General features: G+C 51.1%; 28 protein-coding genes. 27 read left to right on the top strand and 1 reads right to left on the bottom strand.

Annotated features, from left to right (window positions below; all coding sequences use genetic code 11):
* Positions 1–41: 41 nt before the first annotated feature.
* From DCC81_RS12000 to DCC81_RS11875, 26 genes are all read left to right on the top strand, one after another.
* A complete protein-coding gene (locus tag DCC81_RS12000; protein WP_108686866.1) occupies positions 42–3,170 on the top strand; it encodes a hypothetical protein in 3,129 nt (1,042 codons plus the stop codon).
* The gene (locus tag DCC81_RS11995) at positions 3,167–5,167 is read left to right on the top strand and encodes a hypothetical protein (protein WP_133177640.1); all 2,001 of its coding nucleotides are present in this window, start codon (positions 3,167–3,169) and stop codon (positions 5,165–5,167) included. The genes DCC81_RS12000 and DCC81_RS11995 overlap by 4 nt, the downstream gene beginning before the upstream one ends.
* Positions 5,164–7,086: a hypothetical protein gene (locus DCC81_RS11990; RefSeq protein ID WP_133177639.1), complete on the top strand. Its 1,923-nt coding sequence runs from the start codon at positions 5,164–5,166 to the stop codon at positions 7,084–7,086. Before DCC81_RS11995 ends, DCC81_RS11990 begins: the two co-directional genes overlap by 4 nt.
* A complete protein-coding gene (locus DCC81_RS11985; RefSeq protein WP_108686863.1) occupies positions 7,083–8,417 on the top strand; it encodes a fibronectin type III domain-containing protein in 1,335 nt (444 codons plus the stop codon). The genes DCC81_RS11990 and DCC81_RS11985 overlap by 4 nt, the downstream gene beginning before the upstream one ends.
* A 115-nt stretch (positions 8,418–8,532) precedes the next feature.
* Positions 8,533–9,174 carry a hypothetical protein gene (locus tag DCC81_RS11980; RefSeq protein ID WP_133177638.1) on the top strand — a complete coding sequence of 214 codons (642 nt, stop codon included), beginning with the start codon at positions 8,533–8,535 and terminating at the stop codon, positions 9,172–9,174.
* Between the two features lie 51 nt (positions 9,175–9,225).
* Positions 9,226–11,019, top strand: coding sequence for a DnaJ-like cysteine-rich domain-containing protein (locus tag DCC81_RS11975; RefSeq protein ID WP_133177637.1), 1,794 nt, complete (start codon positions 9,226–9,228; stop codon positions 11,017–11,019).
* 225 nt (positions 11,020–11,244) lie between these two features.
* Positions 11,245–12,111, top strand: coding sequence for a hypothetical protein (locus DCC81_RS11970; protein WP_108686860.1), 867 nt, complete (start codon positions 11,245–11,247; stop codon positions 12,109–12,111).
* Between the two features lie 39 nt (positions 12,112–12,150).
* Positions 12,151–12,657: a hypothetical protein gene (locus DCC81_RS11965; RefSeq protein ID WP_108686859.1), complete on the top strand. Its 507-nt coding sequence runs from the start codon at positions 12,151–12,153 to the stop codon at positions 12,655–12,657.
* Between the two features lie 3 nt (positions 12,658–12,660).
* A complete protein-coding gene (locus DCC81_RS11960) occupies positions 12,661–12,921 on the top strand; it encodes a hypothetical protein (RefSeq protein ID WP_108686858.1) in 261 nt (86 codons plus the stop codon).
* A gap of 6 nt (positions 12,922–12,927) precedes the next feature.
* Positions 12,928–13,764 (top strand): hypothetical protein, encoded by an 837-nt coding sequence (locus DCC81_RS11955; RefSeq protein WP_108686857.1) that lies wholly within the window; start codon positions 12,928–12,930, stop codon positions 13,762–13,764.
* A 137-nt stretch (positions 13,765–13,901) separates the two neighbouring features.
* Positions 13,902–15,215 carry a hypothetical protein gene (locus DCC81_RS11950; protein ID WP_108686856.1) on the top strand — a complete coding sequence of 438 codons (1,314 nt, stop codon included), beginning with the start codon at positions 13,902–13,904 and terminating at the stop codon, positions 15,213–15,215.
* Between the two features lie 54 nt (positions 15,216–15,269).
* The gene (locus tag DCC81_RS11945) at positions 15,270–16,238 is read left to right on the top strand and encodes a hypothetical protein (RefSeq protein ID WP_108686855.1); all 969 of its coding nucleotides are present in this window, start codon (positions 15,270–15,272) and stop codon (positions 16,236–16,238) included.
* Between the two features lie 3 nt (positions 16,239–16,241).
* The gene (locus DCC81_RS11940) at positions 16,242–16,874 is read left to right on the top strand and encodes a hypothetical protein (RefSeq protein WP_108686854.1); all 633 of its coding nucleotides are present in this window, start codon (positions 16,242–16,244) and stop codon (positions 16,872–16,874) included.
* Complete coding sequence (locus DCC81_RS11935; protein WP_108686853.1) at positions 16,871–17,413, top strand: hypothetical protein; 543 nt, start codon at positions 16,871–16,873, stop codon at positions 17,411–17,413. Before DCC81_RS11940 ends, DCC81_RS11935 begins: the two co-directional genes overlap by 4 nt.
* Before the next feature lies 1 nt (position 17,414).
* Complete coding sequence (locus DCC81_RS11930; RefSeq protein ID WP_108686852.1) at positions 17,415–17,765, top strand: hypothetical protein; 351 nt, start codon at positions 17,415–17,417, stop codon at positions 17,763–17,765.
* Positions 17,762–18,016 carry a hypothetical protein gene (locus DCC81_RS11925; RefSeq protein WP_108686851.1) on the top strand — a complete coding sequence of 85 codons (255 nt, stop codon included), beginning with the start codon at positions 17,762–17,764 and terminating at the stop codon, positions 18,014–18,016. Before DCC81_RS11930 ends, DCC81_RS11925 begins: the two co-directional genes overlap by 4 nt.
* The gene (locus tag DCC81_RS11920; protein WP_108686850.1) at positions 18,009–18,395 is read left to right on the top strand and encodes a hypothetical protein; all 387 of its coding nucleotides are present in this window, start codon (positions 18,009–18,011) and stop codon (positions 18,393–18,395) included. The genes DCC81_RS11925 and DCC81_RS11920 overlap by 8 nt, the downstream gene beginning before the upstream one ends.
* A gap of 1 nt (position 18,396) precedes the next feature.
* The gene (locus DCC81_RS11915) at positions 18,397–20,091 is read left to right on the top strand and encodes a glycoside hydrolase family protein (RefSeq protein ID WP_108686849.1); all 1,695 of its coding nucleotides are present in this window, start codon (positions 18,397–18,399) and stop codon (positions 20,089–20,091) included.
* 9 nt (positions 20,092–20,100) lie between these two features.
* Positions 20,101–20,373: a hypothetical protein gene (locus DCC81_RS11910; RefSeq protein ID WP_108686848.1), complete on the top strand. Its 273-nt coding sequence runs from the start codon at positions 20,101–20,103 to the stop codon at positions 20,371–20,373.
* Positions 20,374–20,655, top strand: coding sequence for a hypothetical protein (locus tag DCC81_RS11905; RefSeq protein ID WP_108686847.1), 282 nt, complete (start codon positions 20,374–20,376; stop codon positions 20,653–20,655).
* A 4-nt stretch (positions 20,656–20,659) separates the two neighbouring features.
* On the top strand, positions 20,660–21,001 hold the full coding sequence (locus DCC81_RS11900) for a hypothetical protein (protein WP_108686846.1): 342 nt from the start codon (positions 20,660–20,662) through the stop codon (positions 20,999–21,001).
* Entirely contained in the window at positions 20,998–21,534 is a 537-nt protein-coding gene (locus DCC81_RS11895) for a collagen-like domain-containing protein (protein WP_108686845.1), read from the top strand. The genes DCC81_RS11900 and DCC81_RS11895 overlap by 4 nt, the downstream gene beginning before the upstream one ends.
* A gap of 11 nt (positions 21,535–21,545) precedes the next feature.
* Positions 21,546–23,087 (top strand): carboxylesterase family protein, encoded by a 1,542-nt coding sequence (locus tag DCC81_RS11890; RefSeq protein ID WP_165806556.1) that lies wholly within the window; start codon positions 21,546–21,548, stop codon positions 23,085–23,087.
* A 1-nt stretch (position 23,088) separates the two neighbouring features.
* Complete coding sequence (locus tag DCC81_RS11885) at positions 23,089–24,006, top strand: carboxylesterase family protein (protein WP_133177636.1); 918 nt, start codon at positions 23,089–23,091, stop codon at positions 24,004–24,006.
* A complete protein-coding gene (locus tag DCC81_RS11880; protein WP_108686842.1) occupies positions 23,975–24,538 on the top strand; it encodes a hypothetical protein in 564 nt (187 codons plus the stop codon). Before DCC81_RS11885 ends, DCC81_RS11880 begins: the two co-directional genes overlap by 32 nt.
* Positions 24,535–25,056 carry a hypothetical protein gene (locus DCC81_RS11875; protein WP_108686841.1) on the top strand — a complete coding sequence of 174 codons (522 nt, stop codon included), beginning with the start codon at positions 24,535–24,537 and terminating at the stop codon, positions 25,054–25,056. The genes DCC81_RS11880 and DCC81_RS11875 overlap by 4 nt, the downstream gene beginning before the upstream one ends.
* 23 nt (positions 25,057–25,079) lie before the next feature.
* Here DCC81_RS11875 and DCC81_RS11870 read toward each other — a convergent pair whose 3' ends face one another.
* The gene (locus DCC81_RS11870; protein WP_108686840.1) at positions 25,080–25,484 is read right to left on the bottom strand and encodes a hypothetical protein; all 405 of its coding nucleotides are present in this window, start codon (positions 25,482–25,484) and stop codon (positions 25,080–25,082) included.
* Positions 25,485–25,789: 305 nt separating this feature from the next.
* On the opposite strand from DCC81_RS11870, the gene DCC81_RS11860 reads away from it, so the two are divergent.
* Entirely contained in the window at positions 25,790–26,110 is a 321-nt protein-coding gene (locus DCC81_RS11860; protein ID WP_108686838.1) for a hypothetical protein, read from the top strand.
* The last annotated feature ends 21 nt before the right edge of the window (positions 26,111–26,131 follow it).

The following is a 26,131-nucleotide window of genomic DNA, read 5'->3' as shown; positions in this document are numbered from 1 at the left end:
TGCCTTTATCTGGAAGGATCACCCTTCCACCCTACTACGACATGGGAGACATCATAGACGTTGTTACACGCCTTTCATACGAGACCAACCCTACCGGCCTGCAAACTGCCCTTAGCCTGGTTACCAAGAACAGGGAAGAGATAGAGCGCCTTGAAAAGGAGGTTAAGCAGTTGGGCGCTGACTATGCCAGGACCGCCGCTACTGACATCCAGACGCGCCAGAAGATCATGGACCAGATAAACGCCCACCAGCGTACCATCAAGGGACTGAATGCGGAAATAGATAAGGAGATCGTAAGCAACAAAGAGCTCTCCGCGGTCCTGGAAAAGGAGATTGGTACCATTGGGTTGTTGACGAAGAAGCTGGAGGTACTGGAACGGGCCCGTAAGGAAGCCACCGATCCGGCGGACATTGGACGGTATAACCAAGCCATCAAACAAGCGCAGGAAGAGATATCGAAGCTCAAAAACCTTACCCCACCTCCCCAGCCTGGCCAACCTACCCCGCCCGCACAACCCGGCAATAAAGCCAATGTATCGGGCGTGTATGCAGGTCTGAATAATATCGTGAGGGATGCGCCCTTTGGTATTATAGGTATCTCCAACAACATTACCCAATTGACCGACGCATGGGCCCTCCTTGGAAAGGAGACAGAAAAGACGGGTGGTGCAACAAAGGCATTCTTCTCCGGACTGCTTGGATCTGGTGGCATCGCCTTGGGCATATCCCTTATTACCACATATCTGACAACCCTGGCGCAGAAGTATGGAAGCCTGGGTACTGCAATAGACGTCTTAACCGGTGAAATGACCGTGGAAGAAAAGGCACATGCAAACCTCATTTCTACACTGGAAAAAGGCGCACATCAGTATGCCAGTGCTGTGGAAAACGTAGACGAGCTGCGCAACCATATCAAACTGGCAAAGGATGGCTTCATTGATAAGGATAAGGTGGTCAAGGAGTACAACGACACCATCGGGCGCACGGTTGGCCAGGTAAAAAGCCTGGATGAAGCGGAACAGAGCCTGGTAAAAAACGCCGATGCCTATCTGAAGTTCATGTTCCTTAAAACAAAGGCAACAGCCGCCTACCAGCTGGCATCTGAAGAGGCGAAGAAATCAGTCGTGGAACAGGCTAAGACCGATAAGGAATCCGTAGACTATATATTCAGCGGTGCGTTGCAATCTTCGGATACGGCCGTTGCGAACCTGGCCAAGAAAAATGCGAAGTCAAACCGTGATCAGGCTTCAAAGGAATATGAGGAGAATCAAAAGGCCTATGAAAAGTTTGCAAAGGAGGCGGAAGATGCCGCCGCCGCTATTTCAAAGAAATATGGCTTCAATTTCTTAGAGGATAGAAGGTCCAGCGGAGCAGAGCACCAGATTGAAAACGTGTACGCCCAGAAGCTGCAGGAAATGAAGGCCCAATTGGCAGCCATCACTGCAGCCACCTTCCAAAGTGATGATACCATCACTGCCAAGGTGAGGGAAAGCATTGCCAAAACCAACGCGGACATTGATAATTTGCTCAAAGACAAGAAGCTCACCACTCCGCAGGCGGCTATTCTAAAAGCACTGGCCGGCGATATAGGAAATGCCCAGCTCTCCAAAGAACTCACCGAATACCACGATAAGATAATCGATGCACAGCGGAAACTAAATAGTGAGCTGGCAAGAATGGCCGAGGAAGACGCGGATAAGCATGTGGCCCTTATCGTGGACGATTTCGACCGGCAAAACGCCCAGATAGATAATGACCTGGCAAAGCAGAAGGACGTATATGCCAGGGCTCTGGATGACATGCTGAAAGAGAACGAGGATAAGCGTAAGGAAGGGCTGCTGGGCCGTGACCCCTTCTCCAACGATGTCATTGCCCTGGCGAATGCAGCCCGGATACGGATCATTTTCGGTAAGCTGCTGGACAACTTGCAGGCTGATGCCGATCAGAAGAAGCAACGCCTGGCGCTTTCCCTGTTCGATATCGCAGGCACCTTCGATAAGACATACTATGACGGATTCCAGGCACAGATATCCGAGCAGTTGGCGCCCAACATAGAGGCCCTTACCAAAAGGTTCCTGGATGGCGAGATCACTTATAAAAAGTATCAGGACGAGCTTACCAAGATCACCGAAGACGGGGAGGCGAAGCGCCGTCAAATCAATCTGCGGGCACTCCAGGATGAACTGGATCTGCAGGAGCGAAAGTTGCAGGCTGCGAAGCTTACTGCTACCTCCGATGATGAGCAGAATGCCATTCAGGATAAAATAGCACAACTGCGTAAGCAGATTGCAGATCTGCAAGCCGAGATAGCCAAAGCCACTGGCCAGGCCCAAAACACTGTCGATACCAAGGACAAGGAGCGCCGGGATAAGACCATTTCCGGATTTAGAACTATGTCAGATGCGGGAGTAAGTGCGTACAGGACCATATTGCAGGCCCAGATAGACCAAGTGGACAGGTCCATATCCATCGAACAGCAGCGTGTAGATCGCGTACAGGCTATTGCTGATCGCGGAAATGCCAAGGCCTTACAGCAGGAAGAACAACGCCTAAACCAGCTCCAGAAGCAGCGAGAGAAGTATGCACGTGCCATGCTGGCCATAAATGCGGCACAGACCCTTTCCGAATCAGTGCTGGCCATCGCTTCAGCGGCTGGTGAATCAGGCGCCGGTGCCATAGTGATTGTTCCTGCAGTGATCGCGGCGCTGGCGGCGGGCTTCGGGATCGTCAAAGGACTGGCTGGGGATAATACAGTGAACTTGGCTAAGGGTCGCGTTGGACTGCAAGGGCCAGGCACTACCACCAGCGATAGCATCCCCGCCAACCTTTCCCGCGGGGAATCCGTGATCACCGCAGATGCTACCGCTCACCACCGGAACATCCTGGAAGGGATGAACAAGGGTACCAGGTACGAGCTGATTGACCGGAACCGTATCGCTGCCGTGCAGCTTGCACCGGTACCCACCCTGCAGCGCACGCCCATTAACGGCATCGTGCAGGCACCAGGTGCTGGCGGCATGGGCAACACCAAGGAAGTGGAAAAGCGCCTTGATCGCGTGGAACGGGCCGTCCGCGCCATCCCGGGGACAGTACTACACCTGGATGAACACGGCCTGTCCGCCCGGGTAACCCAGGTACAAGAACGTAACGAAAAAATGAGACGCCTGTGAACCTACGCATATACCTCCGTCATTACCAGCTCTATGATGCAAATAATAACCCGGTGTACTACGATGGTACCGGGCCTACGCAGTTACGGCAGTTCATCGGGCCCGTGCCCAACCATGAATACGTGGAATACACTGACGACTTTGACGGCCTGGATAAACTGCGCCTTTCCTGGTCCGAGAACGAAACGGACCGTGGCGATAACGTGCAGGCAGGCCTTTCGAACAGCCTTACTGCCATGGGCGATGCTTACACCTTCATCATGGACTGGCTAAATGACCACGTGGCTGCCCCGCTCAACGCCATAGAGGCCGTGATTGAGGACTACGGCTGCGGCAAATATGCTTCCTTCCTGATCAAGGCCGACGGAATAGCTTACTGCGATGATGGCAAATGCAACGTGGATGTTAACCTCAAGCAGGCTGATGCCCCCTGGTCCTGCATTGAAAAGACCCTGGTTACCGATAACTGGCAGGGCTGGTTCCCCACGGCGGCCGAGCCGCTGAACGCCGGCAAGCAACACCCGCGTTACACCTATTGCGATGAGTTCCGGCCCGCCTTCTTCCTTGGCCTGCTTTTCTCCTGCATATCCATGATCGCGTTACCAATGTACATCCTATCGGTAACCCTTGTACCGGTGGTGCTGGCCATTATCACCATTGCATCGGTGATCATCCATAAGCTGAAAAAACTGCGCGACCAGCTCAAAGACATGACAGGCTGGGGGCCGGTAACCCATGCCATCCAGAACATGTACCTGAATGCCGCCGGCTGCGGCCGGGAAATGCCTTCCCCCCTGGTGCGGGACTACATCGCCAACGTATGCGATAAATGCGGCATCAAATACAGCAAGGAAACCATTCCAATGCTGTTTGACCCTACCAGCGACTACTATAACCTGACCTGGACGCAGTCAGAGATACAGAAGGGGGTGAAAAAAGACAATACAGACCAGTTCTGGATTGAGGCGAACGATCCGTTAATTACACTGGACATGCTCTTAAACAAGCTGAAAGACGTGTTTAACGCGAAATGGCGCATTGCAGGTAACGTGCTTTATTTCCGGCGCAAGGATGCATTTGATCCGGGCCTGCTTTATGACTTCACCACCGAACCCGATAAAAGCAAGCTGGTGACCTTCACCTGTTACGAATGGAATGGAGATAAGAAGCCAGCATACGCGAAAGCGGGCTATACCCAGGATGCTACTGATACCGTGGGCAACGATGCCATTTCCCGGTTCAATACTTATGTGGAGTTCAATAAGCCAATCAACCCCATGCTGGAAGGCGAGATGACCAAGATCAACCAGTTTTCTCCGGCGCGCTTCCGGTTTGACGGCGTGGGCCCGGATTACATCGAGGATGCCGCCAAAAGCATGATAGATCTCACCGGCAACCTGCTGGAGCTGATCACCCACAATTTCCGGGATGCCTTCCATACGGTGGATAAAGGCGTCCTGCTGGTAAAGGATGACAAGTTTGTCACGCCCAAGCTCATTATCTGGGATGGCCGCAGCTACCGGGATGCCCGGGCCATAGGTACCTATGGCTGGGGAAGGGATGGTGCCAACAACTTCCCGCAAAAGAACCCAGTATATAACACTGATGGCAAGGATTACGCCCAGGTGCACGCCTCGGACATCGGGCGGAGTGACACCTGCGACCCGGTTTGCTTCGGCGAGTATTCCACGATTTGGAATTACCCCATGGTTTACGATGAAATGTTCCTGGGCAACCTTTGGGACCGGTTCCACCAGATAGATGATCCCCGGGTGAACCCGCCCATGAACAAGAATTTCACCGCCGTGCTGGCCTGCTGCTGCGATGACCTGCAGCGTATCGGCGTGATGGGTGATACCAGCCAGGTAAAGATAAACGCCAAGGTAAAGATCCGGGATAAAGGCTGGTTCCCATACGGCCGGGTGGAAAGCATTGAGGTAAGCTACGATCCAACGGCCAGGGATGGCCGCACTATAACGCTAAAAGGAAAACAATGATACTGCACAAGGATTGCATGCCGATATACCGTTTATGGCTGGATAAGCCCTTCTGCCAGCCATTCGTATTCCCATGGGAACTGATGCTGACGGACCATTTCGGTTGTGAGCAGTTGACCACAGCCACCTTCACACTGAAAGTGGAGTTCCTTTTGGACGATGATTCCCCCGGTACCGACATTACCAGCAGCTTTGCGATCGCCTTGGGCCTGGATGCCGATAACAAGAACGTGTTTGTGGCCCAACTGAAGGAATACCCGGAAAATATGCCCAGCAGCTTCCGCTTGCAGGTAACAATTAACAATGGGGACAATGTGGTATACCAGCAGAGCACCGAAGCCTGGGCCTTTGTCAATGACCAATGCGTTACTGCCTGGACAATGCCAAGCGGTGACTGGGGCCGGGTGGTGGCCGGGCGCCTGGTGGTCAATGGCATCCGTTACGCCGTGGATGCAACCGGCGCCGGCCTGCCTGATGGCCTCACCTTTGGCGTCAACAGCGTGCGGGGTGAAGTATCCCTGGGAGCGGATGCCGGGTTTGTGTATGAGATCTATGGCGAGGATGCCACCGGCGCAGAGATCCTGTTTACGAATATGGGCACAGTGTGCGGCAATGATGGTCGGTGTACCAACACCACCGTGCTCCTGGAGGGCGTCTTTGACTGTAATGCGCCTGATGGGCGGTTTACCGGCAGCGTGCTGCCCCTGGGGGATGATTTCGCAGATGATGTGCGGTACCGGTACATGACCAGGTTAAAGGCTGATCTCCTGGAGCTGGCCACCGGCATCACGCGCACCATTTCCTACAACAACAGAATCCAGCGCACCGAGTGGGCGGATAAATACCAGCTCATTTCCTACCAGCCGCTTACCACCTGGCAAAAGAATGAAGTGGAGACCATCCTGAAGGGCGGCCGCATCTTTATCCAGGGCGTAGAATATACCTTCGACAACCAAACAGCGTTTGACCGGGAAGGCATAGCCGGTACCACCGGCTGGTGGTTGAAACTGGAATTGAGCAAGTTTACAGGACGCAAGGAATACTCCTGCGAGGTGGTTTGCCTTACCTGCCTGAAGCCAAGCCTTGATGCGCCCATCATCCAACCAGTGGCATGTGATCCAATAACCAGCCTGCAGGCGACCACCGCGGCCAACGAAGACGGCACCGTGGACCTCACCATCAACGCCAGCAACTTGACTGGTGCCACTCGCTTCCACATTGGCTACCGCGTGGCCGGTACGACAACATATACCTACATCTCGCCGGATCCTTCCACCCTGCCGGTGACGGTGCCAAGCCTGGCCAACGATGACTACGAGATCGTGGTGACCAAAGTAATGGCCGAAAGCAGCTGCCCGCCGCAAACCGCTACCTCCAACGCCACCAACCTAAATCCCTTTGATTACCTGGTAGTGCGTTACATCTGGGGTACAGGTGCTGGTCGTGACCTGGACACGTTCACCGGCTTCATTGATACCGGCACGGCCTACGACAATGACTGGGTGGGATATGGCCAGGGAGATCCCAAGGTACCGGCAGGTGCGGCGGATACTGCAGCGTACTTGTATTGGGCATCAGACAACACCCAGAGCGGCGTGGAAGCCGTGCTGATGAACCTCAAGCAGTTTGTCCAGGATAACGTCGGCGTGGCAAACGAGATCCACGTGCGAATGAATGCCGTATGGTATGCCCAGCACCTTACCGGTGATGTGCAGGTGCAGCTCACCACCTACCTGGGTGGCGTTATGAGCCGGTCAGGATTTGACTTTGTAAACACCGGCGGCACCCAGGTGGACCAGGTAACACTGCAGGCCAATGTCAGCGCTCAAAGTACAAGCGCCAACATCCTGAACTCAACGGATGTGGCCATTGTGAAGTATAACAAGAACACCAAAGCAGCTACAATCACGCTTGTATGACCAGAACCGTAACACAGACCTGGGCCGCGGTGCCCCGGGCCACACAATATGAGGTGCAATACCGGGTGATAGGCGATCCCACCTGGTCCGCCTCCATCTTCACCAATACCAACAGCATCGACCTGCAGTTGGAGGAAGGCCAGTCCTACCAGATACGCGTGCGCACCATCTGTGGCAGCGATACCAGCGATTGGGCGTATGGCGGCATCCCCGTTTACTCCAATGATGCGACCTGCCCGGCGCCTACCGGGGTGCAGGTGGAACAGCAAGGGCAGAACTTCGTCTTTACCTGGCTGCCAACCAGCTCCGCAACCGGCTGGAATTTCCGGTACCGGGTAACCGGGCAGCTGGCATGGACCACGCTCACGCTCACCAGCCCCACTGTCACGTTAACGGGCCTTGTCGTTGGCGCATCTTACGAGTACCAGGTAAACACCGTGTGCAACGGCAGCACCACCAGCGATTGGGGCAACACTGGATACTTCTCCGCCGGCAGCAGTTCCGCCACGCAGAGCTGTCCCATTTCGTATGAGGAAGATGAAGACTTCAGCGGCACGCTGATAGGCCGCAAGGATGGTTCCAACATTGTCACCCTCTCCGGTAACCTGGTATACGGCGCCAGCCTGCCCCCAGCAAGCGGGGACTTCATAATTGCCGGCCAGGTAGCCCTTTGCTGTGCGCCTGCCGCTGATACCACGGTGCCAGTAAGCGCCCCCGGCTTTACCGGTGAGCTCACGATTAGCGCCTCCGGCCAACTGACGCTATACGTGGATACCTTCACTGGCTCCATGCCTATCACTATTGCCCTTTCCGGTCTTTCATACCAAGGGTTTACTGGTACCTGCCCACCGGTAACACCTGATGACCCCAATCCGCCAGTGAGCACCCAATTAAACGGCGTACTGTCCATTATGTGCAATGACCATGGCTGCAGCCAGCAGGGGAACCAAACTATATCCATCACGTTCCCGTCGGCAACGCCGGCAGCAGTCACCCTGTATCTTGGCTTCGTGGATCATGTGTCGTCTGGCAACCGTTATGCGGGTTCCGCTATCTTTACACCACCTGCCGGTGCAACGCCAAACACGTTCTACCCCAGTGCTACAGCGCCCTTTGTGCTCAACATACCGGCGGGTGTTACCGCCTTCACCAGCCCAGCAAATATTTACTTGATGGGATATGCAAACAACGTCAGTGCATCCTGGGTATGCCATTCCTGCCTGAATCCTATCAGTGATTTGTATGTGCGGGTGGCCAGTCCTTCAGGGTACACAGCCAACTTCACAAAGGGAAGTAGCAACTATAGTGGACTTACGCTGCATAATGTGTAAAAAGGTGTATTTTTGGGCAACAAACGTAGAGGGTACGACCCTCTTTTAATCCATCGTCGTAGGTCAATCCTCCCACCTCAGAAGCGGATAATAATAATCTCTTCAAACTACGACGATGGCTTCTCTCTGCAACGATGCTTGCGCAGATTTCACCCTCACAACAATTCTTTCCGCTGCCTGTAAAATCGATGAACGCAGGCGTGCTTTAAAGCGGATTGGATTTTACAAGTGTAACATCACCATTCCGGACACGCCTGACTGCGCTGCCCTTGCTACGCTCATGGCTCCCACTGGTGTAGGTGCAACTCCCGGCCTGGTGTTCTCAAATGAATTGCAGGACGTGGCTTTCGCAGATCCTACCACAGTGTCCCGCGAAATATCCGACACTCGGCCAGAGTTCATCAAAAAGGTATCACGTCAGTTAACCGCTAAAGATCGCATTGGCCTGGATGTAGACGCCGCTGGTGCTCCCGCTAAATTTTACGACTGGAGCTGGTGGAAAAATATTGATAACCTGGCTACCCAGCTTAACTTCCTGTTGCTGTACGATGATGGCACGCTGGAAATTCCCCGCGCTGAGGGTTCGCTGGTTGGCATGCCGGCAACTCTGCAGGTATGGCGCGGCCAGGAGAAGGTACAGGCAGGGTATATCGTGGACCTGAAATCGTTGTCCATCAACTTCCTTGGCGATCCACTGAGCTTCAATGCGCCTACCATTTCCCTGAATACATGTCCTGATCTGGCAGGTCTGTTTTAATCACTTCTTTCCTTCACAACGGGAGCGGAAACGCTCCCTTTTTGCTCTCCCATGGCTTTACTTACACCGCAAAAGGCGCAGGATCTTCTTAATGACGTATCAAAAGCGCCAGACAGCCAAAGCATTCTTCTGAAGAAGCGAAAGGATGTGTTTCTGGAAGTATCCCTACACACACGTGGGGTAAGACCATCTTTTAGGGATCTATCGGGTGACAACGGAGGGTATATTATCCCTCCACGTTGGGGTGGGAAAGAGTACCAGTATATCTTTGAAACATTCCTGATAAATCGGCACCCCCGGGAGGCAGACGTAACCAGACAATGGCGCCTGAGCCAGTACAGGCCGCATACCAAGGCGCCTTTTGGCATGCTCACCGATATCCTGCGTGGTGCGATATTCCAGGATAGCCAGTATACCCTTACGTTGCCCGACAAAGACGACAACGATTACATATGGGGAAATAACTTCCAGGGCATGAACCTGATAACCTATATGTCGGAAGTCGTGTTACCTGGTATTATAGAGGATCCCAACGGCTACATCGTGCGCATGCCTTCCAAACCATACTTCGACCAAACGGCAGACAGGCTGGAGATCATGATACTTTTTGTGAACAGCAAAAATATCGTATATGATGGCCCGGAAGACCTTGTGTTTAAGCACGGAGACTGGGGATATTGGCTTACGCCAGGCGCTATATTTAGATTTGATAAGGTGGACGGCGGCCAATACCGGGTAGATCCGCGCGGTTACTTTGCCACCATGCTGGGACACCTACCTGCATCCATAGCCGGAGGTCTGTGGAATAATGATGGCTACTACGACAGCTACTACGATAAGGCGATCCCCACTGCCAACGAGTATATTTCATCGTTCTCTGCAGAACAACTGGTGGACAAGGAAGCAAGCCATCCGTACATTACGCAGATAGCCGATGATTGCAAAGAGTGTCATGGATCCGGAGAGGTAAATTGGCCCGGTGAGAATGGTGAACCGCCGAGACTGAGGGCGTGCCCAAAATGTAAAGGCGAAGGTTTAACCAGCAACAACCCGGCGGACAGACTGAAAGTGCCATTCAGCGACTGGGAGAAGCTCAAGGATGGCGGTACTGTATTGAACAACCCGGATACTAATATCAATAAGTACCACAACGATAAGAACGGCAAGATCATGAGCGACATCCTCCGTGCGCTCAATCTGCTCAATATTGACGCTGCCCAGAGTGGGAATGCTAAGGCCATAGACCAGGAAAAGCTGTACATGTTCATCAGCACGGTGAGCAATAAGCTATTCGACACCATACTTTTTCCCACCATTTCTGATATCATTGCATTCCGCAATGTGAGGGCCACCGGTGATGGTAAGACCATGCCATACGTCTATGATTTCACACTGATAAAGCCTTCTCAATTCCAGATCAAAACGGCTGCAGATCTCCTTGATGAACTTATCAACAGTACCAAGGGGAACATTCCAGGTTTTATTCGGAAACGCCAGATAACCGAATATGTTGACAAGCGTTTTGCCGGTGATGATGTCTTCCAGAAAAAAACACAAGTCATTGAGCAGCTGGACGATCTGTTTGTATATACTGAAGATGAGCAGCTAACAATGATCACAACTGGGAAGGTGCAGAAAACCGATCTGATTTTTTCCCGTAACTTGCCCTCCATTCTGGACGAGATCAGCAGGGAGAAAGGCACCAGATATTTCAAGAATGCCAGTATTGACGACCTTAAAGCACTGGTTGACGCGAAGATGAAGCCCCTCCTTGTGGTAAAGAACTTCGCAGTCTTGGATGGTAATGGCAACCCAACGGATGTACAAAATCAGCCCAATAACTGAGTTATATGCATGGTGTGTGGCAGATCGTGAAACTACGAACTGGCCTAACATCAGAGATCGTGTGCACGTAATGCACCTGTATCGTGTAGATCGTTTTGTGAGTGATGATAAGCGCTTCTATCCATTTGGCGTCAGAGTACGGGACTTCAACGGAAACGAACTTGACCAAACCTTCTACATGCAACAGTTCCAATACGAGGAAATATTCCTGAACTGAATTACCGCATGGCCGATAACCTTCACGACGATATTGTTGAGCACCTGGACTGGATTCAATCCACGATCAGCCAGGTAGACACCAGCTCTCAGCAGGTGCAAAAGGAGCTGCTTGCCATGCTGCAGCAGCAGATTGCGCGTTTTGAGATCAAAGATGGACGCTTCATTGCCTCCCAGGATCTGCGCCAGCGCATGGTGATCATTGAGCAAAAGTTTGAGGACATCCTGACCGGGAAACTGTACACCAACGCTATCAAAGACTATCTTGGCACATTCTCCACCATCGCGGAAGTCAATGCCACCCTTCACCAGAATTACAATGATCTGCAGGTGAAAGCATCTCTGCTGGAACCGGCCCGCCGGGTTGTCTACGAGCAGGCCCGGGAAGCTATGTATGGTTCCGGAATCGACAGCCAGTTTAAGGAGCCGGTAAAGCACCTGCTTCTGCAAAAAGTGACCACCGGCGCCAGCATAAGTGACATGGAGAAGATCCTCGACCGTTGGACCACGGGAGACCTTTCCGGGCGCCAGGACACATTTGGAAAACCGTTGCCAAACCTTTCCCAGTATAACAGCCAGGTGGCCCGCGATACCAGCTACCAGTTCAATGGTACAGTGAACCAGATCATCAAAGAGGAATATGGTTTGGATGGGATAAAGTATGTCGGTGGTACTGTCCGAGACAGCCGCCCACTGTGCGTGCACCTGGTTAATCTTCGCAGAGACATCTCAAATGAGGAACTGGCTAAATTCCTTGAGGACCCAAATCTGAAGCCGGGCCGTATCCCTGGAACAACTGTTGAAAACTTCTGTACCTACCGTGGAGGTTACAATTGCATCCATGGTGCTTTTCCCATACGTATGCAGAGTAAATAACTTTTAGTTATCTTTGGATAACTAAAAGTTATAATAGATATGGAAGATTTGAAACTTGCGCCGAAAGACGCCAAGATTTACAGAGAGAACCCGGGGAAGACTCCATACGAACTTAAAGAACTCGGCCTCTCCAATCCTGCCTTTGAGCGCCTGATGGCACAGACAAGCACCAATGTAACAGTGATTGCTGATCCCAATTTGGAGGCGGAAAATGCATCCAACAATGGCGGGGAAAATCAGCCCGCCCTCCAGCCCCCGGCCAACGAGCCGCCGGCGCAGACTTCCCCCACTCCTGGCGCCCCTCTTCAGCCGTCCGCCTCCGCTCCGGCTTTGGATCCGAACAATGACGCGCCCGCGCAACCGTCGATTACCAATCCCCGCATCGGGAAGATTACCAATCCATCATCTTCCACCGCCAATTCAAGGCATGGAAATCTCAAGCCAAACCAGGTATGGGTACAGGGCCCGGACGGTCGCGTCAATCCCATGGGACGAGAATTTGCCGTGAGGTTGGCGAGACAAAATGCTGGCTACAAAATCATATAACACATGGCACCAAAAAAGAATACTAACACGTCAGATGCGGCACCGGAACAGGGTTCCAACGAACCTCTAATGCCGGCTTCCGCAACTCCCGCTCCTGATCCTGTAAAGGACGAGATTGGCTCCTACAAGCTTGCATACGGAGAAATATTGCTGGCAAGTTTGAAGCCTGATGGAAGTGAAGGTATTCCCTTTAAAGTCAGCACCTCAACTTACCAACAGTACTATCAGGACACAACCAAATTCGTAATAAAAAAAAACGCATAAAAACATATGGCAAAGTTCAAAATGACGGCCAAGCAGGCCCACGAACTTATCAAACAGCTAGGGGTGGATGTAGAAATTGTGGCAGATGATCAGGCTGATGCCGCGTTTAAATATGAAGATGCAATCACCGATGTAGACAACTCGAGATCTCCCATTATCAAGCCTACATTGGAGGCTGCGATAAAGGGAGATCTGACAAAACAACTTGCTGGAAAACATGGCGGCGATCTTCGCGCGCATCTTCGCCGGCTTTCCAACAATGTATTGAAGACTTCAGACCTGGAAGGCTTGAAGGACGAAGAAGCACTGCAGAAGTTCCTGGACACCATGCTGGGCCAAAAGGATAGCTCCTTGGAGGATATCCGTAACCAGATGAAGACCAAGCTGCAGGAAGCAGAAGATGAAATGAACAGGCGAGTGGCTGAAAAGGATCAGGCCTTGACTGCCCTGCGCAACCAATATAACGAGCGCGACATCGATGCTTTGCTGGAAACGGCGCTCACAGAAGTGCCTCGCACCGGCGGCAATGTAAAAACACAGGCATCCTTGGCAAAGGCTTATTTACGGTCAAAATTTAAGGACCACTACGATGAAACCAATCGAACCCTGGAGCTGCGCGATCTGGCCAATCCAGAGCGGCCCGCGCTCAAAGGAAATGTTGCTGTTCAACTAAATGACGTTATGACCGAGTTCGCAAAAGAAAGCGGCATCCTGAAAACGGATAATCGCACCGAAAACCCGAACGACCATGTAGACATGAGCAAGCAGACACACTCAGCTCCCGGCTTCTCTACCAACAATCAGGATTTGGACGCCCTGGGTAGTGCTATCATGAACCAATAATTTTTACAGTACGCGATAAAACGTTACTTTTGGTTTTGAAATAAACGTAGAGACGTCGTACTCTTTAAAAGAAGACAGTAGGTTAATACCGCGAGCCTTTAAGTCGGGTGATTCATTCACTTTATAACTTAAAGGCTATGTCTTTTAAAAAGGCACACCAGAGCATTCAAAAAAGCATCTGGCAATACGCTAAAAACGACTACGTTGGCGGCCTTCTCCGTGCACTGATCTCCGCTGCCGCCAAGAATACCAGAATACGCGCCCAGGATATGGGCTCTGAACCTGGTAAGAAACGCACTCTCAAGATCAATTATCTCCCCCCCAAATGTTCCGATAGCGGTTCTTGCTCTGACAATATCTGTGAAGGTGGTGTTAAGCAGATCCCGCAGCAGACATACCTTACCCTATCTCAGTGCGTTTCTTCAGATGTCCTTCTGATTGCTTTGGAAGACCTGCGCGACCTCGATGACCTGGGCGCCAATGAGTGGGCCATGGCCAATATCTGGGCCAGCCTGCAGGAAGTACGTGGCAAGCTGGAAACCGCGCTGATGGCGCTGTTGATAGCAAAACGTGGTGTGCAGCCGGATGGTTCGGCTTCCAAACTCGTTAACCTTATCGATCCGACTACCGGCCAACTGCGGCCCATGGGTATGTGGGATGTTGAACGTGCCTACGTGGATGCCCAGCTCTCCACTCCCTACGTAGTGGGTAGCGCGCCGCTGTATAACATCGAAAAGCTGCTGGAAATCGGCGCAATTAATTCCCTGGGTCAGGATATCAGCAAAGTAAAAGGTACAGACCAGTGGTACTACGATAAGCATATCAACGGGGCCATCGGCAACGACACCGAGAACCTTATCACTTTTGACCCGCAACTGATCAAATTCCTGCCGTTCAACTTCAACGTAGGCCGCTTTGCTACAGACCTGAAAGGGCTTGTTCCTGAACAGATGTTCAAATCAGGCCCGGACTGGCTGAAAAGCACCATTCCCGACCCCGCGACGGGTCTGCTGTGGGACCTCAACATTATCTACGACAAGTGTGAGGAAGTATGGCGCATCCAGTGGAAGTTGAACTTCGATCTGTTCACAATGCCGCTGGACGTTTGTGCTATTCAAGGCATGAACGGTATCATGCAGTTCACTACCTGCCCGCCTGCTCCCGTTACCTGCCCTGAAGACGGTGTTCCGAGTGGTGGCACAATTGCGGCGAAAATTTACCAGTATGATCCTGGCTTCACCTATCCGCTGACCGTGAACGACTTCACCATCGATGGTAACACGTTCCGTCCGCAGGTAGTATTGGCAAGCGATACTGACATGCTCAACATGTTCAAGAGCTTTGCCGGCGATGGCTTCAGCCTCAGTGGTGCCTACATACAGTACAGTGGTTACAGCGCCCGTGCAGGTCTCATCAACTCGACTGCCTACGCTTTCACACCTACTACCTGATCCTATCTATAACTGCCATAAGGGAGGCCACGGCCTCCCTTTAATTCTTCGTGCATGAACACCTGCCTGCAAAACATTGTATCAATAAATAGCCTCTGCCCTGGTGTTTCCAATGTGCCATCCACTTCCGGGTGGGATATCTGGCAGGCTGCTGAAGTGAAATACAAAGGCATTGCCGCGATCACGGATGAAAAATACATTCGTGGTATGAACGTGCTGAAGGCAGCACGGGACCGGGCCATCATGGAAGTTGAGAACGACTTCGGTAAGATATTGCTTGGGGAAGGTTATTCTACCAATGATTCCCTACAGTTAATTGATGCGGCAATATTCAATACCAACATCACCAATCCCGCAACATCGCTTGCACGCGGAATTACGATATACGGCGCGAAACCTTCATTTATCCGTAAGCTGAAAATATCTACAGTGTCTATCTGCCCTGTGCAATCTGTGGAAAGCATCAATTTGAAGGTATGGGATAACAACGTAGAATACACCTACCCTATACAGCTGGTGGGTGGCCAGGTAAACCAGTTTAACCTGGATTTCGTGGCTTCAGGCGACAAAGTGCGCATTACGCTGGATAACACCAACCTGGCTACATATAACGCCCAAATCATCTGCCGTGAGGGCTGCGGCGGCACATTGCCAAATGAATGTGGCTACGTGCGCGGCTGGAACGGCACCAATGAAATTAAAACGGAGGGATTCGGCATCTCCGCGGCTTTTGGTTGCACCTGCGACCTCTCTCAACTGCTTTGTGCCTGGTCAAAACAGTACATAGGAGAAATAGTGTTCTGGAAGATGCGGTCATTGATAATGGAAGAGCGCCTGTACAGCGACCGGCTGAATAACTTCACGATCTACAACAGGGAGGAAGCAGAAAAGAAGCGACAAGAGTTTGAGGCGACCTATATACAGAAGTGGAATGAGTTCGCCATGGCCGCACCGCAGCTCATGCTGAAGGTAAAAGAATCCTGCATCACCTGCAATCGTCCATCATTTAAACCCAACGTCTAAACCATGGATCTGGAACAATATAACACCAACCTACGCGAGCTGGCCGAAAGGACCGGTGAACGGCTTTCTGAGCGTGTTATCGTTGTTGCAGCTACCAACCTGCTGGCAACCATGAGTAACCGAGTGTTTCGGGATGGCCTGGACAGCGAAGGAAAGCCCATTGGGCAGTACAGCACCACACCCATTTATGTACCGAAGGAAAAGTTCATCCAGAAGGGCGCTTTTAAGGCCATCGGTAAGAACGGCAAGGATACCACCCGGGTTAAATACAGCGATGTAGCTACCAGGAAGGCGAAAAGCAAGCTGGTAAAGAAGGACTACTCTGACCGCACAACCATGTACCTGAAAGAAGGCTACAAGGAATTTCGCGAGATCCAGGGCAGGCCAACCAGCGAAGTAAACCTGCAAATGAAAGGAGACCTGAAGCTATCCTTTACCATGCAGAACGGTGATAACGAGACGCTCATCGGCTTCGATAGCGAGTTGCAATCCAAAAAGCGTAAGGGCTTGGAGAAGCACTTTAAGAAAGAAGAAAACACCATTTTCCCGGCTACCGCTGAGGAAAAAGAGATATACGCACAAGAGGTGGTTTCGGAGCTCAATCTTGTCACACGCGAATTGCTTGATAACATATGATTACAACCGATTTCATAGCACTCAAAGACTTTATCCTGAACAGGGCCGGTGTGTTTTGTTCTGGTTTTGCCAATGTTATCCTGGATGAAAGCACTGGCCTGATTGTTCGGGGTGACGGCTTTGAAAAGCAAGCTATCGGGATCGATGACCGCTATGGGAACTACTTCTATATCAGAAACGAGCCGGAGATCCGCTACACAGATGCCAGGTCACAGATAAGCGACACCAGGCGCTCCGTGGATGAAACCGTAAAGTGTTACCTGGTGGCAATTGTTGAAAATGCCATGCCGAAGGAACTTATTCAAATTCTTTTAGACTCCCTCCTGCAATATGGCGATAAAAGGATACGTCCGATCAAATCGATCAGCACGCGCGAAGCTGCAGTGGCAAAGGAATTTGCTAAGATTCCAAAAGAAGACCTGCAAAATGCGCTGCAGCACCTATACAACCGGCAGGTGGTAATCATTGAATTTGATTTCGTCACTACCTGGAATGCTGGGGAGTGCCTTCCCTCCATCACACCAAACACCAATTGTTAATATGGCTATTCTCGTTTTTATCATCATTACATTCTTTGCCTTACTGGCCGCAGCCAGCATTTTTCGCTCGCTCTGGATCAGTATCCAGCAGGGGCATTGGCTGGGCAAATGGCAGCAGCAGCTGCGCACCTGGGACCTGGCCGGCAAAACCTTCTGGCACAATGCCCTGGGTGGCTGCGCCGTGTGTACGTCGCACTTTGCAGCGCATGCCCTGGGTTTGCCCTATCTGGCATTTATTCTCTTTCAGGATTTTGTACACATAAACTTTATATGGATATTCTTTATCTACCTGGGTTATGTGTATCTGAGCACCACCGTGAACCAATATTTCATCACCAAGCTATTCAAATGAGCACGCTCATCTCGCAATGCCTGAACTACGATAAGGCGGCCCTGATGGACTGCCTAACCGGCGTTACGGCTGCTACCCCGTCCGGCCCGGCCGTTACAGCAGGGTTATTGTCTTCTTGCCAGGATTATGACAAGAAAGACCTGCTGGAATGCCTCACCGGAGTAGGGGACGTTTGCTGCTTTGTGGTAGGCATTGAGGGATGTGAGCTGCTTTTGGATGGTGAACCATTTTCAATATTCGACAATGGCTAATTGTGCAACAGAGTTACGGGATGCCGCGGCCACCAGGGTGCAAGACAACTGCCCGGATGATACGGAGCTGGTCATGTTCGTCGGCGCCACTGGATACTTCTTCCGCACCTGGCAGAAACTGATCAGTTGCATAGCCACAGCCGTTGCCGCCCTTATCGGCACCGTGCCGGATGACTGGGAGCTGGTGATCACAGGCACCTTGATTGGAAAAACATACTACCAAAACGATGACCTAAAAAACAAGCGGTACCGCCTATATCGCGATGGACTGCTGCTGAACTCAACGCAGTACTCAAAGAACAGCTCTACCGGCACGTGGGAGCTTATAGACGGCGCCGTCCTGGAAGAAGACTCAGTATTCACCGTTATATATTACTAATATGAAAATAACATCCATATTTATACTTACATTTCTTCCCCTTTTCGCCTTAGGACAAGGGATATTAAACCAGATACCTACCAGTAATGAATATGTAGGTATTGGTGGTAAAAAGTGGCTTTTGTTGCCTGACGACACTTTGATCACTACAGCCACCAATGTAAGCCCAGAAAGACAACTGGCAATGAAAAACGGTTCGATTTACCGGTATTCAGCGCTTCTCCACCGATGGGTAAAGCAGGCAGACAGTCCTTCTCCAAATATTCAGTTGGTGGGATCAAATGGTAGCGCGGATCTAATAGATAATTCGCTGCAATTCGCTACTCGAACACAAGGAACTTTCGTGAACAGGCAAGCTGGGTTGCTCTCATTTTTATATGACAGTTCCTTTACTGTTTTGTCTCCAAATGGTATCGGCTGGGAAGGTAATTTGATCGGCCTAGGATTTGATGTAGCGTATGACCCTGCACTAAGTAAATACGTAATGCTTTACTCGTCTTGGAATGGAAATGGAGATGTCAATATTGGCACAGAAAGCATTGGTGCGGCTACTTCAACAGATCTCTATAACTGGTCAAAATATAACGAGAATCCCGTATTTCAATATAGTGCCACACCAGGTACATTCGATAGTGCAGGAGTAACATTTCCTCAGGTCATTTTCGATCCAACCGACAGTACATGGCATATGTATTACGTGGGATTTCCCAATTTGGGGTTTGAGAAAGGACAATCGAAGATTGGTCATGCAACTGCGAAAAGTCTTTTAGGCCCCTGGACACGTAGTTCCACTCCCGCATTAACTGCACCTGCTGGTTTTCTGCAAAACGGAGACTATATATTTCGCCCTTGTGTGGCTAAATATCGTAACAAATATTATATGTTCTTCAATGGAGGACCGTATGGTGATGAACGGCTTGGTTACGCTACCAGCAGCAGTGCTGCTGGTCCTTGGACTGTTTCAGATACTACTCTATTCACTTCTAACATCGCCCCATGGAATGTGGATGCTTTTGCTTCTGATCCCGAACTACTTCAACAAGGAGATTATTTTTATCTATTGTATTGGGGGCGCGGGCCATCTTCCAGCACAAACTACAATATAGGTGTCCTGTGGACTACTGTTGATAATTTTCCAAACGGATGGAAACCTTATTCACAACCTATTACTTTTCCGGGATCGTCAAACCTTGCATTACGTCCGCTCACTGTTATACGTGATGGAAAGACATTCATGTTCTTTAGCAATGCTACGTTAAGCACTGGTTCTATAAAAATGGCATATTATAATAATGACAGATTGCCTTCCTTGATCAAAACAAGCAGGTTATATACAGATGCTTTTAATTATCGTGCTTTGCAAACAAATGTGCAGAATTCCGGCAGTTTCGCCACTTGGGATTTCTTATTTAATGGCGCTCGCAGGGCGTATGTCGGGTTTAACAATACCAACAGCACACTTACGCTGGGATTAGCCACTGGATCGGCCGGTGGAGAGACGGAGACCCCCGTAATAACATTGACCCCTGGTACTATTCAACTCGGAAGCGTAAAAATAATTACCGGTTCTGGATCGCCTCAAAGCGTAGTTTCTGCGCCCGTTGGAAGTATATTTCTCCGAACGGATGGCGGTTCAACCAGCACATTGTATATCAAAGAATCTGGTTCCGGAAATACTGGGTGGATTGCAAAATAGATAAGTAACATGCAAGATCATTTCAAACCGACTTACTGGTTAATTGTGGGCCTGGCCATTGCGGTTATAGGGTATCAATTCTGCATATCCTTCCTGCCAATACCAAAAGAAAATATTCGCCTCGTCGACACTGGGCAGGGCATCCTGCTGGGGTCCGTGTTGACTGCCGGTATATCCTGGCTGATAGGCGGTAGTCCATCTTTAAAGAAAACGCCACCCACAGGAACTACCACCGCCGACATTAGCGCAACGATCACGCAAGAAGAAAAAAAGGAGGGATAAATGGCGGAGGTGAATGCAAAAAATATCACCATTTCTATTGCTCAGCTGGTGGTTATTGTGGGATACGTTGCCACCTCAATATGGCAGCTTGCAACCATCAATGCTAAAGTATCTGGATTGGTGGACGACAGGGTGAAACAGGCTGAGGTTCAGAAAACTACCGATGGTAAAATACAGAAGAATACTGATGACATCCAAGAGGTACAGGTATCCCAGGCGGACCTACGCAGCCGCGTCACCACGTTGGAGCAAACAGTGCAGAAAATAGAGGATAAAAAATAAAACAATGTGCAGGCTCACTACCATCTGTTTCCGTGAAGGGGACACCTTCAAAGAGAGCATCCAGGCTACGGATGCAAATGATGACCCCATTGATTGGTCATTGATCCCTGACCTGGCCGCCGCCTTCCGGGATCTGATTGGAAACATCGTGGCCATTTTCAGCATTGGCGCAGGCCTGCAGGTGAATCCCGATAACTCAACAGAACTCTGGTTGATGAGCACTGAAGAGACCATGGCGCTTTGCCCACGGGAGTATGAGTATGACCTGAAGCTCCCTTTCTCTGTTAACATCATCACCCATTCTCCAACCGGCATCGTTAAGGTGCTCAAAACAGTAACGCCATGACCGATATTAAATTCAAAGTCGCCAGCGTAGCTCAAAACGCTGGCGACGGGCAACAGGGGCCGAAAGGTGATCCGGGAGAATCTGCCTATCAGATATGGTTGGATGCCGGCAACACCGGCACTGAAGCTGACTTCCTTGCTTCTTTGAAGGGAGAAAAGGGAGATCAGGGGGAGCCAGGTGAAAAAGGCGACCCGGGGGATGCAGGACCACAGGGTGATAAAGGAAATACTGGTGATCGCGGTGCTGACGGTAATACGGTGCTATATGGCGCTGGTGCACCTGCTGCGGGCACCGGCGTTGACGGCAATTTCTACATTGACACCACCACGCATACGATGTATGGTCCTAAAGCCGGCACTTGGCCTGCCGGTACCGGCCTTATTGGCCCCAAGGGCGATCAGGGAGACCCAGGCACACCTGGCACAAATGGAGATGACGGCGCCGCCGGGAGATCTATACAGGTGTTTGAGCAGACGGATGAACCCGCAGGTAGCACTTATTTCCCGGGGGATTTATGGATACAACCGGCATAACCATGAGCAACGTGAAAATACATACAGGCAGTGCTTGGGCTGACGCCCTTGACCGCAGCGCGAAAGTGTACAACGGATCCGCATGGCTGCCGCTGAAGGCAGGTGATTATGTGCGCGCTACAACAGCCTGGCGTCAGATCGGCAGCACTACGCCAATTCCCCAGCGCTTCTTTGGTACCGGCGGTCCGGACGATAATGTCTACGATGCAGCCAGTGGGCAGCGGCAATGGACATTACTACCGGGCGGGGATAATGGAACTGAGCTATTACCTCTTTTGGTATTCCTGCACGGGGTTGACCAGGGAGGCTCTGACATTAATAAGGTCCTGGAGGATGGTTTACCATTGGTTATATCCGAAACCGGCCAGTTGATGAAGTGTCGTGGGGCTGCTCCGCAGTTGCCTGCAGGGTCATGGACTGAGCATCTTGACCTTATTGATAGTTGCATAGCCTACAATATCTCCAACTATAACGTAGACCAGAACCGCATTTATTTATGTGGTCTTTCGGACGGTGCTGCGGGCGTGATCGCAAAGGTCATCCAGCAACCGACCCGGTTTGCGGCCTATGCAATCAGCTCTCCGCCATCCAACGGCATGGCCGCCAATGCTTCATTGATCAAAGATATCCCCTGTATCATCATACAGGGCCTGCAGGACCAGCGTGTAGGCGTTGGGAACGTTGCTGCTGCCGTAGATGCACTGGCGGCAGCCAACGGCCGTATCGCTCCCCAGACGCAGTTCCATTACGACGGTGATCACAGCTACCGGGAATGGAACCAGCACATGTTCGATTTCGCCACGGCAACCAACTTCATGAGCCTCACGTTCGAGGACTGGCTGCTCCTGCATAGCCTGGATCGTGTCCAGGAAGCCGGAAACTACGTTACATATGCTGAGGGTACGCAGGACTACCTGCACTACCTGGCCGCCAAACACGTGGTAGATATGCTGCCTGCAAGCAGCGATAAAACAGCGCTGGAGGCTCGGTTGTCAACACTACAGACTACGCTGGAAGTCGGCAAGACGCACCTGGTGCTGGCCTTTGGAACAAGCGCCAACCCGGCTACCGGCAACTACACCAGGATTACCGCTACCGATACGGGCACCACGGTTAATGCGCTGGTTGATACGAATGGCAATCCAACAGGCATTTCGTTCGTATGCCAGTACACCCAATGGCCCGCGGATCTCCCGGGCGCAGGCCCCGGTAGTTACCATGGCCTACCTGGCGGCGTCTTTCTCCAGTCGCGCAGGGTATACGCCTCCAATACATGGAATTTCACCGGACTACCCGCCAACGCGACCTGCCGCGTGGATATTTTCCCTTTCTACAAAACGGAGAGTGGCACCGCCCATTACGGGATCACTGGTACCATTGGTGGCGTAACAAAGAACTCCGTGGGTGATGTGTACAACGTCCTGGATTACCTCACATGGGATGGCGTTGCCGCAGACGGATCTGGGGTACTCTCGATGGCACTCAATGCGCAATACCCATCCAGTAGCAATGATGGCGGCTTGTGTGCAATTATGTTAACAATCAATTCTTAATATGAAACTAAAATTACTACTGCTGTTATCGCTTATCGCCGGTACAGCAACGGCGCAATTCACAACATTTCAGAGCCCATCTACACAGTGGGCGTTGCCGGCATTCCCTGACAACACCGTGGTGTTTACGCCCAAGGAGTACAAGGATAGCGTGACCAAGTATTATCCCACTATCATCTACTTCCACGGCACTGGCGAGGCGGGTACCGACGTGAATAAGCTCACCAGCAATTACCTGCTGGGCCGCATCAAATCAGGCTGGGAGCCGCAGGCCACGAATCCCGTAACGGGCAAGTTGGAGAAGTTTATCGTGATAGCCGTGCAGGACGCCGGCGGGTGGTCTCCTTACCCGGCAGCCATGCGGTATGCTTGGAAATACACGGTGGCAACTGCCATGAAAGGGCTGCGGGTAGACACCAACCGGATATACACAACCGGCCTTTCATCCGGCGGCCAGACCTCGGTAATGTATGCCTGCTGGGATTCCACTTTTGCCGGCAAGATAGCGGCCGTGGTGAGCTTGTCGCCGGCAGCCCTAGAAGCGCAGGCGGTGCAGAACCTGCCGATGTTCGCCAAATACAACACCCCGGTGTGGTTTATTTCAGGTAGTACAGATGGGAACACAGACTATGCAAAAGCGTACACCACCACCATCAATAATGCCGGCGGCTATGCCTGGACAACGGTGTACCCTGGCGGGCATGGTGGCTGGGATGCAATGTACAACGGTACAACCACCCGGGTGGTGAATGGCAAGACGCTCAACATCTACGAGTGGATGCTGCTTAACAGCCGCGGCCCGGCGCCGGTTGCCCCGGTTGACACTACGACCACGCCGCCGGTTATCCCGACAAAAAAATTACTCATTACGATTAAAGTATATTCCGATGGGACTACCGAAAACATTCCTGCTCAGTAGCCTGGTGATCCTGGCCGGCTGCTCGACGCTGAATAAGCACAAAACGGTTACCCGCAGCACCAGTGATAGCACAGGCAGCAGCCACGTGTCGGCAGACCTGCAAGTACACAGCGTGACCAGCGTTAAAGCTAGCCGGCCGGTGATACTGGCCCCGGACAGCGTGCACGCCTACGGCGTCTTTCTGCCGGTAGACAGCGGCATTGTTCACCTCATACATATTACCAATGGCAATATCACGATGGATGTCACGGCGCAGCGCCAGCCCGGCGGCGGTATTAAGGTGGATGCCGCCGCTACCACGCCGCAGAAAACGGTTCTGGCGCCGGTTGATAGCATTTATACTGTGGACAGTGTGTCGCATAACACTCAGCGTACAGCGGCTACTGTGCACCAGGAAACGCTGGTGAAGGATAAGCAGGTGGCGCGCAGCGGTGTGCCCTCCTGGGTGTGGTGGATAGCCGGCATTGTGGCCCTGGTTATTGGGGCAGCGCTCATTTACAAACGAATTAAAAGCAAGATACCATTACCATGACGAATGCATACACAGATAAGCCATTCCTGCCCTATATGCGCACTTCCGTTGAGATGGGGGCAGTGGTTAAATACCTTCAGGGCCTGGCCGTGCCAGCGGAAGTAAAGCGTGCGGCTTACATCATGTTCCGAAACGAAAGCGGTAACGGCCGGTCGGGAGTAAATAACAATTACGCCGGCGTGCAGGCGGATGGTGCGCGGTGGCCGGAAAAATGGGACAACCGCATCCAGGGCGTTGTGAAGAAGGGCGAGAACGGTACAGGCAATCAACGACTATTTGTCGCCTTCGGCTCATGGCAGGACAGTGTTGATTTCCTGGTGGACCGGGTGGAGCAGCGCGGCCTGTACGTGGGAGGTACGCCACATCTGATATTGCACATGCGTATCGATAACGAAGTGGAACTGTCCGACGCCTACCTGAAAGAGTGGGTGCACGGTAGTGCGAAGTATATGCCTACAGACAAAGAGCGGAATAACTTCGCGTCAATGTATAAGCAATCAAAAGAGTTATTCTTATGAATAGGAAGGAATTAAAGAAACTTCTAATTTTCTGCGCCGTTGGAGCGGCCTGGGGGATCATCGTTAGCGTTCTTTATTTTTTCTGCATGCATGTCTTGAAATAGATAAGAAAGGAAAAAGAAAACTACCACAATAATAACGTCTAACACAAATGCTAACCCCAAATATGAAACGACTTGGCGGTCTGATATGATAATATCAAGGAATTTTTTGTTTTCTGCCAAAGGAATAATTGATTGGCATTGCATGAGCGCATCAACGTGACCCCTATAATAAAACACAATACCCAGCATAATTGGCAAAGTTACATTGGCGAAAATCAACGACACCTTGCGGCAAATTGGTGGGTGTTTATAGCTAAGATAGGCAAAGCCAGTTACAAGAAGGCCTACCAACGTTGTTACCAGAGTGGTAATTAGGGATTCCATTAGGGTTCAGGGTTTACTATCAAATAACAAAAAATCCTTGTTAAAGTACAGATTTTGGTTGATATATGCACGGCCGGGGATTGTTCCCTGGCTTTTTTATTACGCAGATACCATGCGCAGCGACACCTGATATTCGTCCTGCATCCGCAGCCAGGCACGTATAAAGGTGCTGGTTAAAAGCCACTCTTCCCAGAGTGGTTTTTTTATGTCCCGGAGGGCCTGAAAAAATATTTCCTGTTTTTTGAAAAAATAATTTGTTTTTTCAAAACATAGTCGTATCTTTACTTCATCAAACAACAAACACTATGTACGTTATCAACTTAAAATATGGCATCGGAGAAGTGAAAAGTGTGGATGGCAAGATGGGTATTGTTTTTTGGGAAGAAAAGAACCGCACAGAGACTTACCTGCTTCCCGAAACTACCTTCGCCACATATGAAGAGGCTGAAAAGGCGCTTGACGAACTGGAAACCAAGGCCAAGCACCTTGGCGTTGAACAAGCCGCTGAAATGATGGCTAAAATAGCCCAAGAGGATGCTAAAATAGCAGAGGGCAAGGCAGCTATTGCCCGGATTGCTGAAGGAAATGAAGCAGCAAACAAGGCATTGAAATCAAATCTTTTTTAATATTAAAGCAATCAATCACAA

It is taken from the genome of Chitinophaga parva, assembly GCF_003071345.1.
Classification (GTDB): domain Bacteria; phylum Bacteroidota; class Bacteroidia; order Chitinophagales; family Chitinophagaceae; genus Chitinophaga; species Chitinophaga parva.
This window is presented reverse-complemented; position numbering and strand designations above follow the sequence as displayed.

Excerpts from the sequence above, each read along its gene's own strand:
- DCC81_RS12000 (WP_108686866.1), top strand. The coding sequence starts at position 42 with ATGGGAGACATCATAGACGTTGTTACACGCCTTTCATACGAGACCAAC.
- DCC81_RS11990 (WP_133177639.1), top strand. The coding sequence starts at position 5,164 with ATGATACTGCACAAGGATTGCATGCCGATATACCGTTTATGGCTGGAT.
- DCC81_RS11985 (WP_108686863.1), top strand. The coding sequence starts at position 7,083 with ATGACCAGAACCGTAACACAGACCTGGGCCGCGGTGCCCCGGGCCACA.
- DCC81_RS11980 (WP_133177638.1), top strand. The coding sequence starts at position 8,533 with ATGGCTTCTCTCTGCAACGATGCTTGCGCAGATTTCACCCTCACAACA.
- DCC81_RS11975 (WP_133177637.1), top strand. The coding sequence starts at position 9,226 with ATGGCTTTACTTACACCGCAAAAGGCGCAGGATCTTCTTAATGACGTA.
- DCC81_RS11970 (WP_108686860.1), top strand. The coding sequence starts at position 11,245 with ATGGCCGATAACCTTCACGACGATATTGTTGAGCACCTGGACTGGATT.
- DCC81_RS11965 (WP_108686859.1), top strand. The coding sequence starts at position 12,151 with ATGGAAGATTTGAAACTTGCGCCGAAAGACGCCAAGATTTACAGAGAG.
- DCC81_RS11960 (WP_108686858.1), top strand. The coding sequence starts at position 12,661 with ATGGCACCAAAAAAGAATACTAACACGTCAGATGCGGCACCGGAACAG.
- DCC81_RS11955 (WP_108686857.1), top strand. The coding sequence starts at position 12,928 with ATGGCAAAGTTCAAAATGACGGCCAAGCAGGCCCACGAACTTATCAAA.
- DCC81_RS11950 (WP_108686856.1), top strand. The coding sequence starts at position 13,902 with ATGTCTTTTAAAAAGGCACACCAGAGCATTCAAAAAAGCATCTGGCAA.
- DCC81_RS11945 (WP_108686855.1), top strand. The coding sequence starts at position 15,270 with ATGAACACCTGCCTGCAAAACATTGTATCAATAAATAGCCTCTGCCCT.
- DCC81_RS11940 (WP_108686854.1), top strand. The coding sequence starts at position 16,242 with ATGGATCTGGAACAATATAACACCAACCTACGCGAGCTGGCCGAAAGG.
- DCC81_RS11935 (WP_108686853.1), top strand. The coding sequence starts at position 16,871 with ATGATTACAACCGATTTCATAGCACTCAAAGACTTTATCCTGAACAGG.
- DCC81_RS11930 (WP_108686852.1), top strand. The coding sequence starts at position 17,415 with ATGGCTATTCTCGTTTTTATCATCATTACATTCTTTGCCTTACTGGCC.
- DCC81_RS11925 (WP_108686851.1), top strand. The coding sequence starts at position 17,762 with ATGAGCACGCTCATCTCGCAATGCCTGAACTACGATAAGGCGGCCCTG.
- DCC81_RS11920 (WP_108686850.1), top strand. The coding sequence starts at position 18,009 with ATGGCTAATTGTGCAACAGAGTTACGGGATGCCGCGGCCACCAGGGTG.
- DCC81_RS11915 (WP_108686849.1), top strand. The coding sequence starts at position 18,397 with ATGAAAATAACATCCATATTTATACTTACATTTCTTCCCCTTTTCGCC.
- DCC81_RS11910 (WP_108686848.1), top strand. The coding sequence starts at position 20,101 with ATGCAAGATCATTTCAAACCGACTTACTGGTTAATTGTGGGCCTGGCC.
- DCC81_RS11905 (WP_108686847.1), top strand. The coding sequence starts at position 20,374 with ATGGCGGAGGTGAATGCAAAAAATATCACCATTTCTATTGCTCAGCTG.
- DCC81_RS11900 (WP_108686846.1), top strand. The coding sequence starts at position 20,660 with ATGTGCAGGCTCACTACCATCTGTTTCCGTGAAGGGGACACCTTCAAA.
- DCC81_RS11895 (WP_108686845.1), top strand. The coding sequence starts at position 20,998 with ATGACCGATATTAAATTCAAAGTCGCCAGCGTAGCTCAAAACGCTGGC.
- DCC81_RS11885 (WP_133177636.1), top strand. The coding sequence starts at position 23,089 with ATGAAACTAAAATTACTACTGCTGTTATCGCTTATCGCCGGTACAGCA.
- DCC81_RS11880 (WP_108686842.1), top strand. The coding sequence starts at position 23,975 with ATGGGACTACCGAAAACATTCCTGCTCAGTAGCCTGGTGATCCTGGCC.
- DCC81_RS11875 (WP_108686841.1), top strand. The coding sequence starts at position 24,535 with ATGACGAATGCATACACAGATAAGCCATTCCTGCCCTATATGCGCACT.
- DCC81_RS11870 (WP_108686840.1), bottom strand. The coding sequence starts at position 25,484 with ATGGAATCCCTAATTACCACTCTGGTAACAACGTTGGTAGGCCTTCTT.
- DCC81_RS11860 (WP_108686838.1), top strand. The coding sequence starts at position 25,790 with ATGTACGTTATCAACTTAAAATATGGCATCGGAGAAGTGAAAAGTGTG.